19 protein-coding genes are annotated in these 15,856 nt (G+C 29.9%); 7 read left to right on the top strand and 12 right to left on the bottom strand.

The window, feature by feature from the left end:
* Nucleotide 1 precedes the first annotated feature (1 nt).
* The 5 genes from thrB to L8X30_RS00270 form a co-directional block, all read right to left on the bottom strand.
* Complete coding sequence (gene thrB, locus L8X30_RS00290) at nucleotides 2-880, bottom strand: homoserine kinase (RefSeq protein ID WP_263678417.1); 879 nt, start codon at nucleotides 878-880, stop codon at nucleotides 2-4.
* Nucleotides 881-888: 8 nt separating this feature from the next.
* Complete coding sequence (locus tag L8X30_RS00285) at nucleotides 889-1,296, bottom strand: tRNA threonylcarbamoyladenosine biosynthesis protein TsaB (protein WP_263678416.1); 408 nt, start codon at nucleotides 1,294-1,296, stop codon at nucleotides 889-891.
* Between the two features lie 41 nt (nucleotides 1,297-1,337).
* On the bottom strand, nucleotides 1,338-2,222 hold the full coding sequence (lpxC, locus tag L8X30_RS00280; RefSeq protein ID WP_263678415.1) for a UDP-3-O-acyl-N-acetylglucosamine deacetylase: 885 nt from the start codon (nucleotides 2,220-2,222) through the stop codon (nucleotides 1,338-1,340).
* A 2-nt stretch (nucleotides 2,223-2,224) separates the two neighbouring features.
* Nucleotides 2,225-3,604, bottom strand: a complete 1,380-nt coding sequence (locus L8X30_RS00275; protein WP_263678413.1) for a M23 family metallopeptidase — start codon at nucleotides 3,602-3,604, stop codon at nucleotides 2,225-2,227.
* Nucleotides 3,605-3,677: 73 nt separating this feature from the next.
* Nucleotides 3,678-4,505 (bottom strand): prephenate dehydrogenase, encoded by an 828-nt coding sequence (locus tag L8X30_RS00270; RefSeq protein WP_263678412.1) that lies wholly within the window; start codon nucleotides 4,503-4,505, stop codon nucleotides 3,678-3,680.
* A gap of 78 nt (nucleotides 4,506-4,583) precedes the next feature.
* Here L8X30_RS00270 and bamA point away from each other — a divergent pair, with 78 nt between their 5' ends.
* From bamA to L8X30_RS00235, 7 genes are all read left to right on the top strand, one after another.
* Entirely contained in the window at nucleotides 4,584-6,800 is a 2,217-nt protein-coding gene (bamA, locus tag L8X30_RS00265; protein ID WP_263678411.1) for an outer membrane protein assembly factor BamA, read from the top strand.
* Between the two features lie 50 nt (nucleotides 6,801-6,850).
* Nucleotides 6,851-7,693 carry an acetyl-CoA carboxylase, carboxyltransferase subunit beta gene (accD, locus tag L8X30_RS00260; RefSeq protein WP_012660961.1) on the top strand — a complete coding sequence of 281 codons (843 nt, stop codon included), beginning with the start codon at nucleotides 6,851-6,853 and terminating at the stop codon, nucleotides 7,691-7,693.
* Nucleotides 7,694-7,695: 2 nt separating this feature from the next.
* Nucleotides 7,696-8,151, top strand: a complete 456-nt coding sequence (locus L8X30_RS00255) for a 23S rRNA (pseudouridine(1915)-N(3))-methyltransferase RlmH (RefSeq protein WP_263678409.1) — start codon at nucleotides 7,696-7,698, stop codon at nucleotides 8,149-8,151.
* Nucleotides 8,152-8,159: 8 nt separating this feature from the next.
* On the top strand, nucleotides 8,160-8,516 hold the full coding sequence (dksA, locus tag L8X30_RS00250) for an RNA polymerase-binding protein DksA (protein WP_263678407.1): 357 nt from the start codon (nucleotides 8,160-8,162) through the stop codon (nucleotides 8,514-8,516).
* A complete protein-coding gene (locus L8X30_RS00245) occupies nucleotides 8,513-9,496 on the top strand; it encodes a hypothetical protein (protein ID WP_263678405.1) in 984 nt (327 codons plus the stop codon). The genes dksA and L8X30_RS00245 overlap by 4 nt, the downstream gene beginning before the upstream one ends.
* Nucleotides 9,493-10,419: a tRNA dihydrouridine synthase gene (locus L8X30_RS00240; protein ID WP_263678404.1), complete on the top strand. Its 927-nt coding sequence runs from the start codon at nucleotides 9,493-9,495 to the stop codon at nucleotides 10,417-10,419. The genes L8X30_RS00245 and L8X30_RS00240 overlap by 4 nt, the downstream gene beginning before the upstream one ends.
* 61 nt (nucleotides 10,420-10,480) lie before the next feature.
* Complete coding sequence (locus tag L8X30_RS00235) at nucleotides 10,481-10,801, top strand: hypothetical protein (RefSeq protein ID WP_070256278.1); 321 nt, start codon at nucleotides 10,481-10,483, stop codon at nucleotides 10,799-10,801.
* Here L8X30_RS00235 and recO read toward each other — a convergent pair.
* The 7 genes from recO to L8X30_RS00200 are packed head-to-tail and all read right to left on the bottom strand — an operon-like array spanning nucleotide 10,785 to nucleotide 15,854.
* Nucleotides 10,785-11,399: a recombination protein RecO gene (recO, locus tag L8X30_RS00230; protein WP_263678402.1), complete on the bottom strand. Its 615-nt coding sequence runs from the start codon at nucleotides 11,397-11,399 to the stop codon at nucleotides 10,785-10,787. The genes L8X30_RS00235 and recO overlap by 17 nt on opposite strands.
* 1 nt (nucleotide 11,400) lies before the next feature.
* A complete protein-coding gene (locus tag L8X30_RS00225; protein WP_263678400.1) occupies nucleotides 11,401-11,913 on the bottom strand; it encodes a cysteine hydrolase family protein in 513 nt (170 codons plus the stop codon).
* Nucleotides 11,906-12,667, bottom strand: a complete 762-nt coding sequence (locus L8X30_RS00220; RefSeq protein ID WP_263678398.1) for an ATP-binding protein — start codon at nucleotides 12,665-12,667, stop codon at nucleotides 11,906-11,908. Before L8X30_RS00220 ends, L8X30_RS00225 begins: the two co-directional genes overlap by 8 nt.
* Nucleotides 12,664-13,350: a 5'-methylthioadenosine/adenosylhomocysteine nucleosidase gene (locus L8X30_RS00215; protein ID WP_263678397.1), complete on the bottom strand. Its 687-nt coding sequence runs from the start codon at nucleotides 13,348-13,350 to the stop codon at nucleotides 12,664-12,666. Before L8X30_RS00215 ends, L8X30_RS00220 begins: the two co-directional genes overlap by 4 nt.
* A complete protein-coding gene (gene fabD, locus L8X30_RS00210; RefSeq protein WP_263678396.1) occupies nucleotides 13,347-14,267 on the bottom strand; it encodes an ACP S-malonyltransferase in 921 nt (306 codons plus the stop codon). Before fabD ends, L8X30_RS00215 begins: the two co-directional genes overlap by 4 nt.
* The gene (locus L8X30_RS00205) at nucleotides 14,267-14,851 is read right to left on the bottom strand and encodes an FKBP-type peptidyl-prolyl cis-trans isomerase (RefSeq protein WP_039617371.1); all 585 of its coding nucleotides are present in this window, start codon (nucleotides 14,849-14,851) and stop codon (nucleotides 14,267-14,269) included. The genes fabD and L8X30_RS00205 overlap by 1 nt, the downstream gene beginning before the upstream one ends.
* A gap of 13 nt (nucleotides 14,852-14,864) precedes the next feature.
* Nucleotides 14,865-15,854, bottom strand: a complete 990-nt coding sequence (locus L8X30_RS00200; RefSeq protein WP_263678395.1) for a tetratricopeptide repeat protein — start codon at nucleotides 15,852-15,854, stop codon at nucleotides 14,865-14,867.
* Nucleotides 15,855-15,856 lie beyond the last annotated feature (2 nt).

Here is a 15,856-nt window from a genome sequence, read left to right as displayed (position 1 = left end):
TTTAGCAAATTTTAAAGCCCTCATCATCAAATTCTAAAAGCTCAACTCTAAATTTAGCAAATTTATTTTTGATTTTTTCTTTGATTTGTTTAGCATCATCTTTATAAGCTAGAGTAAAAAAACTCGAGCCTGATCCTGAAAGCGTGCTCATGAAAGCATTATTATCTAAAGCTAGTTTTTGCACTTCAAAAAGCTCGGGCAAAAGTTTCATTCTTTGATTTTGATGAAGTTTATCCAAACTTGCATATTTTAATAAATCATATTTTTTCTCTAAAAAACAAGCGGTTAAAAATGAAGCATGGCAAAGATTAAAAACACTATCTTCTAGATTGATTTTTTTAGCTAAAACTGCTCTTGATTTTTGAGTATTCATCGCTACATTTGGTATGGTTATAATAGCTTGTAAGTCTTTATCCACTTCTTTTTTTATAGCTAAAACTTTTTCATTATGAGTTAATGCACACACAAAACCCCCAAGTGCTGCTGGAGCTATGTTATCTGGATGGTTTTCATATTTTAAAGCTTCATTTAAAATGATATTTTTATCCGCTTTAAACCCACTTAATTCATAAGCACAAGCAATAGCTCCAACTATTACAGCAGAAGAACTTCCCATGCCTCTAGCTAAAGGGATATTATTTTGGAAAACAAAGCGGAAATTATCTTTTTTACCACTAAGTCTTTGATAAATTTCATAAAAAATATTGACAAAACTATTGTTTTTTTTAAGATAGATATTATTTTCACCTTCTCCGTGTATGCTAATGCTAAAAAATTTAGATTTTTCAACTATGGTTTGATTAAAATATTTTAAACTCAAACCCAAACAATCAAAACCAGGACCTAAATTTGCACTTGTAGCAGGAACTAAAATCTTCATTTTTTACCTTAATTAATCGCATCTAAAACATAAAAAGGTGTATTTTCTTTACTGAAATTTAAACCTTTTAAACTTTGGGGCATAAAAAAACTTCCCGCTTGTGTCTTTTCTAAAACAATCTCATCATCATCTTTTTTTACAAAACATAAATGTTTATTTGCAGCTATAGGAGCGTTATTATTTAGCTCAAAAGCACTAATAGCTTTTAAAGGTATATTTTTAACTATAGCTAGGGTTTTAAAAGAAACATAAGAAATTTTTATACCCATGTAAGAGCCTGGTCCATGTACATAAATAAGCTTTTCAAACTCATATTGTGAAAGTAAATCTTGCAGTATTTTTGGCAAAACTTCACTAACTTTTAAATCATTCTCAATGGTTTTTATCAATACATCATTTTCATAAATACCAAGCATTAAAGGTTTTGCTATGGCATTTAAAAGTAAAGTAACCTTTTTTATGCAAAAACCTTTTCATAAACTTTATATGCACTTTTTTCTAAACTTACCACTTCATAAGCACTAGGATCTTTTAAAAGTTCTTTGGTTAAAAGATGATTAAGTTTGTGCGAACCTGCATAAGAAGTATAGTCTCCAAAAACTCTACATCCAAGCAAGGTTAAATCACCTATGGCATCTAAAATTTTATGACGCACAAATTCATCTTTAAAACGCAAACCTTCAGGGTTTAAAATACGATTATCATCAATTACAACAGCATTTTCTAAGCTTCCACCAAGACCTAAATTCATAGCTCTTAAAGCTTGAACATCCTTTAAAAAGCCAAAGGTTCTTGCTCTTGCTATTTGCTCTATGTAGTTTTGTTTGCTAAATTCAAAACAATAATTTTGCTTACCTATAATAGGATTATCAAATTCGATTGTATAGTTTATAATAGGCATATCCGTAGGACTTAAACGCACAAATTTATTACCTTCTTTTACTTCTACAATTTTTTTAATCACTAAAATTTTTTTAGCCACGTCAAGCTCTTTTATGCCTGCTTCTTCAAGCATCATACAAAAGCCTATGCTACTACCATCCATTACAGGAGCTTCATTAGCATCTAAAACTATACGCACATTGTCAATACCATAAGCATTAATTGCACTCATTAAATGCTCTATAGTAGAAACATAACCCCTATGATCGCCTATTACAGTAGCCATTTGCGTATCGATGACATTTTCAGGCTTTGCTTCATAAGAAATTCCCAAATCACTTCTATAAAACACTACACCACTGCCAGCTTCTAATGGCTCTAATTTTATGCTAATAGGCTCACCCTTATGCAAACCTATGCCAACACCTTTAACTTCTTTTGCTATTGTTGTTTGATTCATTTTTATTCACTCAAAATTCTTTTTTTGCTTGACTCTAATACATTATAGATATTTTCTTTTATCCATTTTGCATCTTGCCATTGCTCAGGACGCACTTCAACACCTTGCACCAAAACACCAAAATGCACATGATCTCCAAGTGCTAAGCCTGTAGTGCCTGTAGTGCCTATAACATCACCTGCTCTAACTCTATCGCCCACATTTACATCCACATTAGTGCAGTGTCCATAAAGAGTATAAATACCAAAGCCATGATAAATAATAATATTTAATCCATAAATTCCATTTTCTTGTACAAATACCACTTCACCATCGTTATTACTAATAATAGGTGCTTCTTTTACGCTTGCTAAATCAAGCCCCATATGATAAGAGCTACTAAATGCTTGATTATTATAAGAATAAAATCTATGATCGGCATAATCAGCTACTTTTTGGCCATTTTTTAAAGGTTTGAAAAGATTAACTTTAAAATTATTAATCATAGTATCAGGAACTTTACTTGTAATATCATGAATGATAACTTCATTAGAAGCTCTTAAATCTTCATTAACAAATTTAAATTTTTCAAGCCTGCTTAATTCTCTATCTTTTGGAGCATATTTTTGTGCTAAAAATTCAATCTTACCATCTAAAAATCTATCACTTACTTTTATATTTGATACACGGTATTTTTTATTAGTAAAATAATATCTAATTCTTTGTTTGTTTAAATTACCTGCTTTATCTACTGCCACTACATAAGCTCTAAAGTGCTCATCAGTTGCCTCCCAAGGAATCAAAGCAGCATAATATCCTTCTTTCACATAAGGAGTTGCTTTAAAAATTTTATCTTTATCGGTTGTGATATAAACTTCTTGTAAATTCTCATCACTTGCTTTAAATACCACACTACCTACTCCGCCTTGTTCGATTTGGTAAGAATTGTCTAAAATTTCTACAAGTGGTTTTTTGGTATCAATGATAACTTTCACTTCTTTAAGCGCTTGATTTCCTAAAAAGAAATTCCAAAAACTACTATCGCTTGCTTCTATTACAAGTTTATAAGAATCGATTTTTTCTTTATAAGCTGGTTTTGGTAATTTTAAATCAAAATGAATGCTTTTTTTATTGCCTTTAACATGTTCATTAACAAGTATTTCACCATTTAACTCATTTGCCTTAAATAGTGTGACTTTAACATCTTTTAAAGCACTTTCATCGCTTATTTCTATAGATATAGGGTCTGTTAGATTACTATAAATTACATCTGATTTTGTTTGAATCAACGGATGATTTTTTTCAAACAACTTTGTATTTAAAACAAACACCACAAAGGCTAAAAGTATTAAAAAAACTACAAAAATCCATTTTTTATTTGATCTTTTACGCGCAAAAACCATATTTTCACTTTCAATCTATATTTTTTAAAAATATATTATTCTTTAGCAAATTAAGAGTAAATTATAAAAAATTTTATAGAATTTCTCTTAATTTATTTGCACTTTTAATCCAAGTCTCAAGCTCATTTATATCACATTTTTCTATCATTTTTTTACATTCTTGTAATTCTTTTTGAAATAAATCAATAGAATTTAATAAATTTTGTTTGTTTTGTTCAAAAATACCACTCCACATTTGAGGGTTTGACTTAGCAATCCTGCACATATCTTTAAAAGAAGGGCCTCCTAGGTGAGCTATATTTTTTTTATTTTCTTCTTTCATCACAAAATTTGCCAAAGAAAAACTAATCACATGCGGTAAGTGTGAAATGATAGAAGCATGATGATCATGCGCAATACTATCCATAAATACAAGCTTCATTCCTAAATCTGAAAAAATTTCTATAGCCCTTTTTTGATGGATATGATCAGCATTTTGCACATCACACAAAACACAAACTGCACTTTTATATAAATCTTTTATAGCTGCATTTGGACCACTATTTTCAGTTCCTGCCATAGGATGAGCTGCGATAAATTGACTTTTCAAATAAGAAGGTAAATTTTTAATAATTTCTTCTTTTGTGCTTCCAAGCTCGATGATAGTACAATCTTTAGAAATGCCTTGAAATTCTTTTAAGATTTTTACAATAGCTCTTACAGGAATAGCTAAAAAAATCACATCACATTTTTTCAACTCTTCAAATGAAACAATTTTATCTATTAATTTTCGCTCTAGTGCAATTTGTTCAAATTCTTTGTTTATATCATATCCGCAAACTAAATCTATTAACTTATTCTCTCTTAAGCTAAGACCCAAAGATCCACCTATTAAGCCAAGTCCGATTATACCTACTTTCATAAATTTTCCTTAAAAAGCATTAGTTAAAAATATTTTGGTATTATAACGATTTTGTATATAAAAATTTAGGTAGATTTGATGAAAAAATGGTTTGTTTTCTTTGCACTCTCAAGTTCTTTATGTGCAGCTACGATTAAAGATATAAAATTTGAAGGCTTATCGCAACTTTCTAAAGAAAGCGCTATTGCGATTTCTAAATTAAAAATAGGACAAAAAATTGATCCTGCTAGTATAGATACAGCGATTAAAAATCTTTTTGATAGAAATTATTTTAAAGACATAGTAGTAGAAGAAAAAAATGGGGTGCTGATTTTTAAAGTAGTAGAAAAACCTTCCATTGGAAAAATAGATATTCAAGGTATAGCAAGTAATGATAGAAAACAAATAGAAAGCCTTGTTGGCTTAAAACCTGGAATTTTATATGATGAAAATTCAGCCAAAGATGCAGCCGAAAAAATCAAACTTTTTTATCAAGCCAAAGGTTTTTATGATACTGTTGTAGAAATCAAAGATGAAAAATTAAGTAATTCAAGCTCATTAAAACTTACTTTTGTTGTAAATCGTGGGGAAAATATCATCATAGAAAAAGTACATTTAAGTGGTGCAAAAAATTTAAGCTATTCAGATATTGAACCTGCGGTAGCAAATAAACAAAGAGAAGCCCTGGGCTGGATGTGGGGCTTTAATGATGGTAAGCTTAAAATCTTTGATTTAGCAAATGATAGCTCAAGAATTTCGGATGTATATTTAAAAGAAGGTTATCTTGATGTAAGCGTATCTCCTGCTTTTTTAAATACTTACACAGATACTTATCAAGCTGATTTAACTTATTTTATCAACGAGGGTGAGGTTTATAAAGTCAAAGGGATTAAAATTTTTAATCCAATTTTTAGTGATGAAGAAAATGAAGCTTTGGCAAATGATTTAAAATTAAGTATTGGAAAAATAGTTAATATAGAAAAACTAAGAGAAGATATAAAGACTATAGAAACTAAAACAGCAGATTTAGGCTATGCTTTTGTACAAGTTATACCTGATATACAAAAAGATAAAGAAAATCATGAAGCTATGATTATTTTTAAAGTCATACCTAATGAAAAAGTATATGTTAGAAATGTTGAAATTTCAGGCAATACCAAAACAGTTGATAGAGTTATTCGTAGAGAGCTTTACCTAACCGAAGGTAATCTTTACAATAGAACTGATTTAATAGACTCAAGAAATGCCTTAAGAAGAACTGCATATTTTGAAAATGTAGATATTAAAGAACAAAGAGTAGATGATACGCATATTGATTTGATAGTAGAAGTCAAGGAAGCTTCAACTGGAGCCATTTCAGGTGGTATTGGTTATGGAACTAGTGATGGAATTTTACTTAGCGCTTCATTATCTGATGCAAATATCTTAGGCTCTGGTATGAAAGGAAGTGTGAGTATAGACAAAGGCGATGATACACTTTCTGGTAGAGTATCTTTAAGAAATCCTAGAGTAAATGATAGTGATTATTCTCTTGGAGGATCATTATATTCAGATCGTTTAGAATGGGATAGCTATGATGAGAGAAACTATGGTTTTGACATAAGCGTTGGTAAAACTTTAGGAAGATATACAAGCATAGATTTAACTTATAATCTTGAACAAAGTGATATTTATCATTTAAGTGATCGCTTAATCGCTCAAGGATATAAACTTGGTAAAACTTATAAAAGTTCTATCACTCCTTCGATAGTGTTTAACAATACAGATGATTATTATTTACCAAGATCAGGTTTTATCGCCTCAACTTCGCTTGAATATGCAGGCTTAGGCGGGGATCAAGAATTCATAAGTTCTACTACTAAATTTAATTATTATCAAGGCTTGGAAGAGTTTATAGGTTGGGATTTGATTTATCGTTATAAAGCGAGTTTTTATAAAGTATGGGATCAAGGCTATTTACCTATCAATGAAAAATTATATCTTGGTGGTATAGGAACTATTAGAGGTTTTGATAGAAGAAGTGTGAGTCCTAAAAATGAATGGGGTGATGAAACAGGTGGTACAGTGGCTTTTGCAAATTCTGTAGAACTTAGCTTTCCAATCTTTGATAGAATCAAACTTAGAGGTAGTGTATTTTTTGATTATGGTGCTATAGGAGAGAGTTCTTTAAATCAAATTCAAAGATGGAGTACAGGCGTTGGCTTTGAGTGGTTAACCCCACTAGGTGCTTTAAATTTAGTTTTTGCTAAACCATTTAATACTAGCTCAAAAGATGATTTGAGCAAATTTGAGTTTATGTTGGGTGCAAGATTTTAAAAGCAATAAAATCTTGCTATAATTTTGAAATTTTATTTTAGGTAGAGATAATGAATTTTTTAGATATTTTTTCTAGTATAAGACGCAAGCAAGCCGCTCCAAGCGAAGCTCCAAATCACTGGGTAAAATGTAATTCTTGTCATGCGTTAATGTATTATAAAGAAATAGAAACTTGTTATAATGTTTGTCCTAAATGTAATTTTCATATGAGATTAAACCCTCTAAAACGCATTGAATTACTTAGCGATGAAGGCTCTTTTGTGGAAATGGATAAAGACTTACATGCAATCGATCCACTTAAATTTGTAGATAGCAAATCGTATAAAAAAAGATTAGCAGAAAATGAAGAAAAAACAGGTAGAAAAAGTGCTATAATAAGCGGGGAATGCACCATAGATGGGATAAAAACTCAATTAGTTGTTTTTGATTTTTCTTTCATGGGTGGAAGCTTAGGCTCAGTAGAAGGTGAAAAAATTCTTAGAGCTATTGAAAGAGCGATTGAGAAAAAAACCCCTGTTGTTATAGTGAGCGCAAGCGGTGGAGCTAGGATGCAAGAAAGCACTTATTCTTTAATGCAAATGAGCAAAACAAGTGCAGCATTAAAACTGCTAGCAGAAGAAAAACTTCCTTATATTTCAGTATTAACTGATCCAACTATGGGTGGCGTAAGCGCGTCTTTTGCTTGGCTTGGAGATATCATCATGGCTGAACCTGGTGCCCTAGTAGGCTTTGCAGGAGCTAGGGTAATCAAACAAACCATAGGGGCTGATTTACCAGAAGGCTTTCAAAAGGCTGAATTTTTACTTGAACATGGGTTGATTGATGCGATTGTAGAAAGAAGTGAACATAAAAAATTTATAGCAGACTTTTTAAGATTTTTTTCTAAAAACTAAAAATGCAAATTAATCTTTTAAGCATTCAAAAAAATAATAATGATGAATTTAGCAAGATAGATGAGCATTATACTAAGCTTATTAAGAAATTTTGTAGTTTTAATGATATATGTGTTTTTAATAACAAAATTAATCAAGCACAAAATACTAACGCCATAGAAGCAAAAAAATCTTATACAAATGCACTAAGTCCTTACAAAAAAGGTTTTTGCATAGCATTAGACGAAAAGGGTAAAGAATTTACAAGTGTAGAATTTGCAAAATTATTGCAAGATAAAAATGAAATTACATTTTTTATAGGCGGTGCTTATGGATTTGAGCAAGAATTTATTGCACAAATGCATACAAGTATAGCTCTTAGCAAAATGACCTTGGTGCATAAATTTGCTAAAACTATGCTTTTAGAGCAAATTTATCGTGCATTTTGCATTAATACAAATCACCCATATCACAAATAGGAGCGTTTATGCAAGAATTAAATCTTGAAGAATTTAAAAATATATTACTTCAAAGACAAAAAGAAATTTTACAAGAACTTCAAGGCAATATAGACAATATCCATAATCTACAAGATAGTGAACCTAGAGATGAAGTTGATTTACAGCAAATTGACAATAGCTCTCATATCGACTTTAAAATCAATGAAAATTTAAAAGCTGAACTAGAAGAAGTTAAACATTCATTAAGCAAAATAGATAACAATACTTATGGTATTTGTGAATATTGTGAAGATGATATTCATCCTGAAAGACTTAAGGTTAAACCTCACGCAAAATATTGCATAAATTGTCGTGAAAATTTAGAAAAAAGGAAAGAGCTATGAAAATTAGATTATTTTTCTTTGCAAGTTTAGTTTATCTTCTAATCATCGCAGCCTTAGTTTATAATCTAAATTTAGGAAATTATACTTTTACAATTTCCACTTTTGAATTAAATTTGCCTATTAGCTTATGGGTTGTTTTGCCTGCTTTACTTTTGATGATACTAGCTTTAGCACATATGAGTTTTTATGGCTTTTTAAAACATTTACAATATAAAAATCTAATTAAAGATAGTAAAAATTATGAAAATTTTATTATTGATATTTTTTTAAAAAAAATAAGCAGGGTTAAATTCAAAACTCAAGAATTTCAAAACATTGCAAAAGATACGCAAGCTCTTTGTTTTAAAGAAAAAATTCAAAATCCCAAAATAGATGAAATTATTGATATTTTTGAACACTTAGATAAAAAAGAATTTGTGGAATTAAAAAAATATAAATTAGATTCAAATAATGAAATTTTCATTTTAAATGAAAAAAATCGCTTTCAAAATGATAGCAATTATGCTTTTTCTTTTATCAAAAACAAAGATACCTTAGCTAGTGAGCTAGAAATTTTTGCTTATAAAATGGTATTAGAAAATGCGCCTTATAGTCAGATTAAAACACTAAAAGTTCAAAAAAACCAAGATAATATTTTATTGCTTTTGGATAGATTTGAAAAAGAAAACTTAGAATTAAATCACGCTGAAATCGAAGTTTTACTTAGTATGAATACTTTGGATGATAAGTCATATTTACGCTGTGCTAAAATACTTTGTAAAAAAATAGAACCTCAAGTGTTGATTGCTTTATTTAAAAAGTTAAAAGATAATTATTCTCAAGCTTTAAGAGCTTATCTTTATACTTTGGCAGAATTTGGTATGTATGATGAATTGCTTAATGAATTAGGAAATGATCAAAATGAGCATAAAGACTTTAGACTCTTGCTCTTTTTAAGAGAACATAATAAAAAAATAGAACTTGAAAAATTAATACAATGATAGATTTTAATAAAAAGCCTTTATTTTTAGCCCCTATGGCAGGTTTTTCTGACTTGCCTTTGAGAAATTTAGTTAAACAATTTGGGGCTGATGTAACCATTAGTGAAATGATAAGTTCTAATGCCTTAGTATATGAGAGCTCAAAAACTCTTAAAATGCTAGAAAAAGCTGAACTTGAAAATCCTTACATAGTTCAAATTGCAGGCTCAGATGAAAGTGTAATTCAAAAAGCGGTAGAAATTTTAAATCGTTTTGATTTTATAGATGGGATTGATTTTAATTGTGGTTGTCCTGTAAATAAGGTTATAAAACAATGCGCAGGTAGTGCTCTTTTACAAGATCTTGATAAATTACAAAGAATTTTAGAACTTATCAAAAAAGCAAGCAACAAAAAACTAACTAGTGTCAAAGTAAGATTAGGATTTGATAAAAAAGATCCCATCGCCATCGCTAAAGCGTGTGAAAATGCTGGAGTAGATTTTATCAGTATGCATGGTCGCACTAGAAAACAAATGTATAGTGGAAATGCTGATTATGAAGCCATAGCTTTAGCCAAAGAAAATATCAAAATTCCTTTAGTTGCAAATGGTGATATTAGTGAAGATAATGCCAAAGAAGTGTTTAAAATAACAAATTGTGATGCTTTGATGATAGGACGTGCAAGTGTAGGAAAACCTTGGATATTTTATGAGATAAAAACTGGTAAAAAAATCGAAAAAGCTATGAAAAATAAAATCATTTTTGCACATTTTGAAGAAATGTTAAAGCATTATAAAGAACAAGGCATAAGCATCTTTAGAAAACACTTACATGAGTATTCTAAGGGCTATGATGATGCTTCTAATTTTAGAGATTGTGTTAATCGCATTAATGATGCAGAAATTATGCGAAAATATATTCAAGAATTTTTCAATAAGGAATGATTTTTGCTTGTAAATTATCAAGCAATATGAATGAAGAGATACCATAAAACAAGGAAGGTTCATGGCAGCTCATATCAATTCAAAAGGGATTTACAAAGCATTAGGTGGCATTAGAACAAGTGCGAATAATTTAGCAGCACATGCTTCAAAGCTTAACAATCAAAGTTTAAATTTCGAGCAAGTTTTACAACAAACCCAACCAAAATGTATAAAAACTTGTTTACAAAATTCTCAAAAAGAACTTGAAAATTTGCTTGAAAATATTAAAAATAGCCAAGATACTATCACAAAAAATATACACAAAGATAGTGCAAATATCATTGCAAGATTAAGACAAGAAGTCATTATGATGTATGATATTACCCTTAAAAACCCTCTTTGATAATTTTATATAAATTATCAATATATTCATCGCTAAAATGCGATGAATTAAAACTCCTATATAATTTTACAAGATCTTTAGCATTAAACTCATAACCAAAAGCACATTTTTTATGAGCGGGCAAAAAAGCTCTTACTAGTACAACATTTTTTTGAATATACTCATCACAATAAAAACATACAAAACTTTTATGCAAACGCCCTTCAAAATCTAAAATTTTTAAATAAGCATCCACTATAACACGTTTGCAATCTTGCTTTTCAAAACGCTTAGCACAATCTTCTAAAAGCTCAAAATAAAAACTATCAATTTCCTCAACATCTTTTAAATGCCAATAAAAAAGTCTAATAAATTCCTGCCAAAAAAACATTCTCTCTCTATCTAAAATCCAAGAAAAACCAATATGTAAAACATCTTTTAAACGTGGTAAAAATCTCGAACTTTCTTCAAGCTCAAAATCAATCTTATACCCACTTAGTATATTAGAATGACGCATGCCATAAAATCTATAACTTTTAATAACTTTTTTAGTACTTAAAAGATAAACGATTAAATCCTCATCTTTTACACTCTGAGTGTGTAAAATATACCCTTGCATTTTATAAAAGTTCTATGCCATAAGCTTGCAAAATTTCATATGCACTATTTTCCAAAGACTTACTAAAACTCGCTGTTGCATTTTTATGTAATATAATTTTTGAGTTAATGCTAGCGCTTTGAGCTAAAATAATATTACTAAATACACAAATATGTGAAACAAGACCACAAAATTCTATACTTTCATAATAATTTTGTTTTAAAAAATTGGCTAATTCTAAGCTACCAAAAGCATTCTTATAAAATATTTTTTTTGCATTTTTTAAATACACATCAAAATCACCTGGCATTTGCCAACCTAAAGTATCTCTAATGCAATGATAAGTAGGTAAATTTTTTCCTTCTTGAGTTTTTAAATAATTTTCATCATGCGTATCAAAAGTAAAAACAATATCACCTTGATGATTTTTTAAAAGAGCAAGAATATTATCTTTTATCTTGGTAGCTTCTTCAAAACCCAAGCTACCATCGATAAAATCATTTTGATAATCAACAACAACTAAAAGATTAGCCATTATCCTTGACCATAAAAAAGCTATCCGTGTGGATATTTTCAAATGCAGTTTTTAAACTTGTAAATAATTTTGGATTTTCTTTTTCTAAATTTGCCAAAAGCTGCTTAGCTTCTTCTCTTGCATGAGGAAATTTTACATTTTTTTCACTTAATTTCATGCCAGGACAAAATTCATTACCAATTACTTCTAATTCATTATTAATAGCATTTTCTCTTAATTGTCTTTCTCTTACAAAAATCAAAGGACGAATAACCTCTACACCTCTTTTGCTTTTATACTTGGGAGCTAGACTCCTAAGAGAGCCATTATAAATAAAATTCATAAAAAAACTCTCTACCGCATCATCTAAATGGTGAGCTATAGCTAATTTATTAAAACCATTTTCCAAAGCATAAGTATATAAAGCACCACGCCTCATTCTTGAAAAATAGCTACAAAAACTTGAATTTTTTCTAATCGTATCACCTGAAATTTCATAAATATTAGAATCAATCACTTCATGATCAATATCATGTTCTTTGCAGTGATTATGAAGTTTAGTATAATCTTCACCCATGCCATAGCTTAAAGTTACTGCTTTAAGTTCAAATTTAAAAGGCGCATGTGCTTGCATACGCTTTAAAAGATGTGCTAAGGCAAGCGAATCTTTTCCACCGCTAAGCCCTAATAAAACTTTATCATTGTCTCCTATTAAAGAAAATTTAGCATTAGCTTTAGCTACTTCTCTGATTAGTTTTTTACTAAGATTTATCATAATTTCTCACAAATTTTTAAAACAAAATTAGCTGAAATTTTGGCTGATTTTTCTACAAACTCATCAAAGTCAAATTCAGCTTTCTCACCTGCTTTATCACTCATAGATCTTAAAATCAAACATGGAATTTTTAAAGCATCACACACCAAAGCCACACTAGCTCCTTCCATTTCACAAGCATCTGCATTAAAAATTTCTCTAATTTTTGCTTTTTTATTCTCATCACAAATAAACTCATCACCCGTAGCGATAACACCTGATTGTAATTTAATACCAAGTTCTTTAGCAACTTCTATGGCAAGATTATTTAGCTTATCATCTGTTTTTATAAAAATTTCATTACCAGGAACATAGCCAAGCGGATGCCCAAAAGCTGTGATATCTAAATCATATTGAGCTAATTTTGTAGCATAGATTAAATCCCCTATTTCTAAACTAGGATTAAAAGCACCAGCCACACCCGTAAAGAGTAAAAGCTCGGCTTTAAATTTTTCTATCATAATAGTCGCACTAAGGGTAGAATTGACTTTCCCTATCTTAGAATAAGCAATAATTAATTCATGATTTTTATATTTTGCAAGATAATAAGTATTATTTGCATATTCTATTGTTTGATACTCTTTTAATGTTTCTAGTAAAGGAGTGACCTCTTCAGGCATAGCTCCTAAAATAGCTATTTTCATTTAATTACCTTTAAAATTTCATCAATGTCTTCTATTTTACTCAAAGTATAAGTTTCTTTTTGAGTGATTTTTTTATTTAATCCCTTTAACACATTTGCACCAAATTCTATATAAAAATCTACTTCTTCATCTATTGCTTTAATACTTTGTTTATAAAGAACAGGCTTGATGAGTTGCTCGCTTAAAAGCATTAGAGCTTGATTTTTATCATTATACACTTTTGCATTAACATTTGACACTACGCTTTTAAAGCTCTCTTTTAAAATAGGTTCTAATTCTTTTGTAAGTTTTAAAGAAGCATTTTTTAATAATGGACAATGACTTGCAACGCTCATGTTCAAAAGCATAGCTCTTTTAGCTCCTGCATTTTTAAACTCACTCTCATAAAAAGCTAAATCAGGCTTTAAACCTGCTACTACAATTTGCCCATCACAATTATAATTAGCCGCAAAAATGTTTTTTTTCTCACTCAATGCTTTTTGACAAAGTTCTTCTACCACTTTATCTTCAAGCCCTAAAATCACCATCATACCAGCTTCTATTTTAGAGCAATCTTCTTGCATAAACTTACCGCGTTTATTAACAAGCGCTATAACATCTAAAAAGCTAAATGCATTTTGGGTTGCCAAAGCACTGAATTCTCCTAGCGAATGACCTAGGCTGTACTTAGCTTCTATATCAACTTGCTCTTTCAAAGCTTCATAAGCCATTAGTGAGTTTAATACTATGGCCATTTGTGTAAATTCGCTTTTATTTAAATTTTCATTTTCCTTAAAAAGCAAATTTTTAAAATCAATTTTACAAAAATCACTAGCATTATCTAATAATTCTTTCGCTTTTTTAGAATTATCATAAAAACTCAAACCCATGCCAACACTTTGAGAACCTTGACCTGGGAAAATAAATGCGCTATTCATTAATGACCACCGCAGCAACCGCCGCCGCCATGTCCGTGGCCACCACAACATCCACCGCCGCCATGTCCGTGATGATGATCATGATGATGTCCTCCACCACCACATCCACAGCTTCTACTGCCTGCAATAATTCCTGTTAAAATTTCATCTTCACTTGCAGCTCTAACATCTACAATATTGATTGAAAACAACAGGTCTTTTCCTGCATAAGCATGATTGTAATCAATAGTAACTTCATTTTCGGTGATTTCTCTAACAATTACTCTTACCGTATTACCATCTTCACCTTCGCCAAAAAGCTCCATACCAACTTGCAAATCAATCCCTGCAAACTGCTCTTTTGGTAAAGTTTGTAATGCATTTGCATCATATTCGCCCAAAGCATTTTCTTTTTTTATCACAATATCAGCATTACAAGGAGCATTAAGCTTTTGAATTTCTTCTTCTAATCCTTCTAAAATTTGACCCTTACCTAAAATAAAAGAAATAGGTTCAGCATAAATATTTGATTCTAAAACTTCATTAGTATTTGCATCTTTTAATTCATAAAACATTGAAACTACACTATTTTTTTCTATAGCCATTTTATCTCCTTTGTTATTTTCTATCTGGCGAAACTTTTGCTTCAGGACTATCAGGATAAGCCGTCTTTAAAGCTTTATAAAATTTATTTGCACTTTTTGGATCCCCAACCTTATCTAAGCTAATGGCTGTATGATAAAGCAATTTCGGTACATAATCTCCTTTAGTGCTTATAGCAGAACTTTTCTTATAAAATCCCAAAGCACCTGCGTAATCTTGCTGTTTATATCTTATTTCTCCAAGCCAAAAAGTAGATCTAGCAGGTTTGTAGTGAATACTTATTAGATGTTCAAATTTTTCTTTTGCATCCTCAAATTGATTTTTATTAGTTTCTTCTATCGCTTTTTTCAAAATTTCACTAGATTGCAATTTTTTCCAACTATCATCTTTTACTTCAATCACTTCATCTTGAGTTTCATTTACATCTTGAATAATTTCTTCGGTTTTATTATCATCACTTACAACAGGAACAACCGAAGTAATTTTTGTTTGATTTTGCACTCTAGCTATTTCAGACTGAAAGAAGGTTATGGTTTTATTCATATCTTCTTTTGAAATATAATCATCGTTGATTTTATTAATTAAAGTTGTAATTTCACTTAAAACTTTTTGAATTTCTTGATGATTTTTTTCTTGAATTTGCCTATTTTCCTCCACATAAGCTCTTAAATTTTGAATTTCTTGAGTTATGTTTGCGTCAAAATTTTGATAAGTTTCTTCTAATGAAAGCAATTTTGTGTTAGCTTTTGAATATTGAGCATTCAAACCCTCTGTTACACTTTGCAATCCTTCTATATTCTCTACTGCTGTATTTATTTTACTTGTTAAATTTGTATAATATTCATTCAGTACTCTTAGGCGTTCTTGATTTTCATATTGTAATTTTTCATTTTGAGTTAAACCATAAGGTGTTTTTGTATCTACTTTTCCTGCATCAAAAGCTGAAATTTCAGCGTGTAAAAAAGTAGCTCCTAAAAGAGCTACTGATAATAATTTTAATTTCATTT

Source organism: Campylobacter sp. CNRCH_2015_0338h (genome assembly GCF_025772785.1).
Lineage (GTDB): Bacteria > Campylobacterota > Campylobacteria > Campylobacterales > Campylobacteraceae > Campylobacter_D.
The sequence above is the reverse complement of the archived record's forward strand: the minus strand, read 5'-3'. Positions and strand labels throughout refer to the sequence as shown.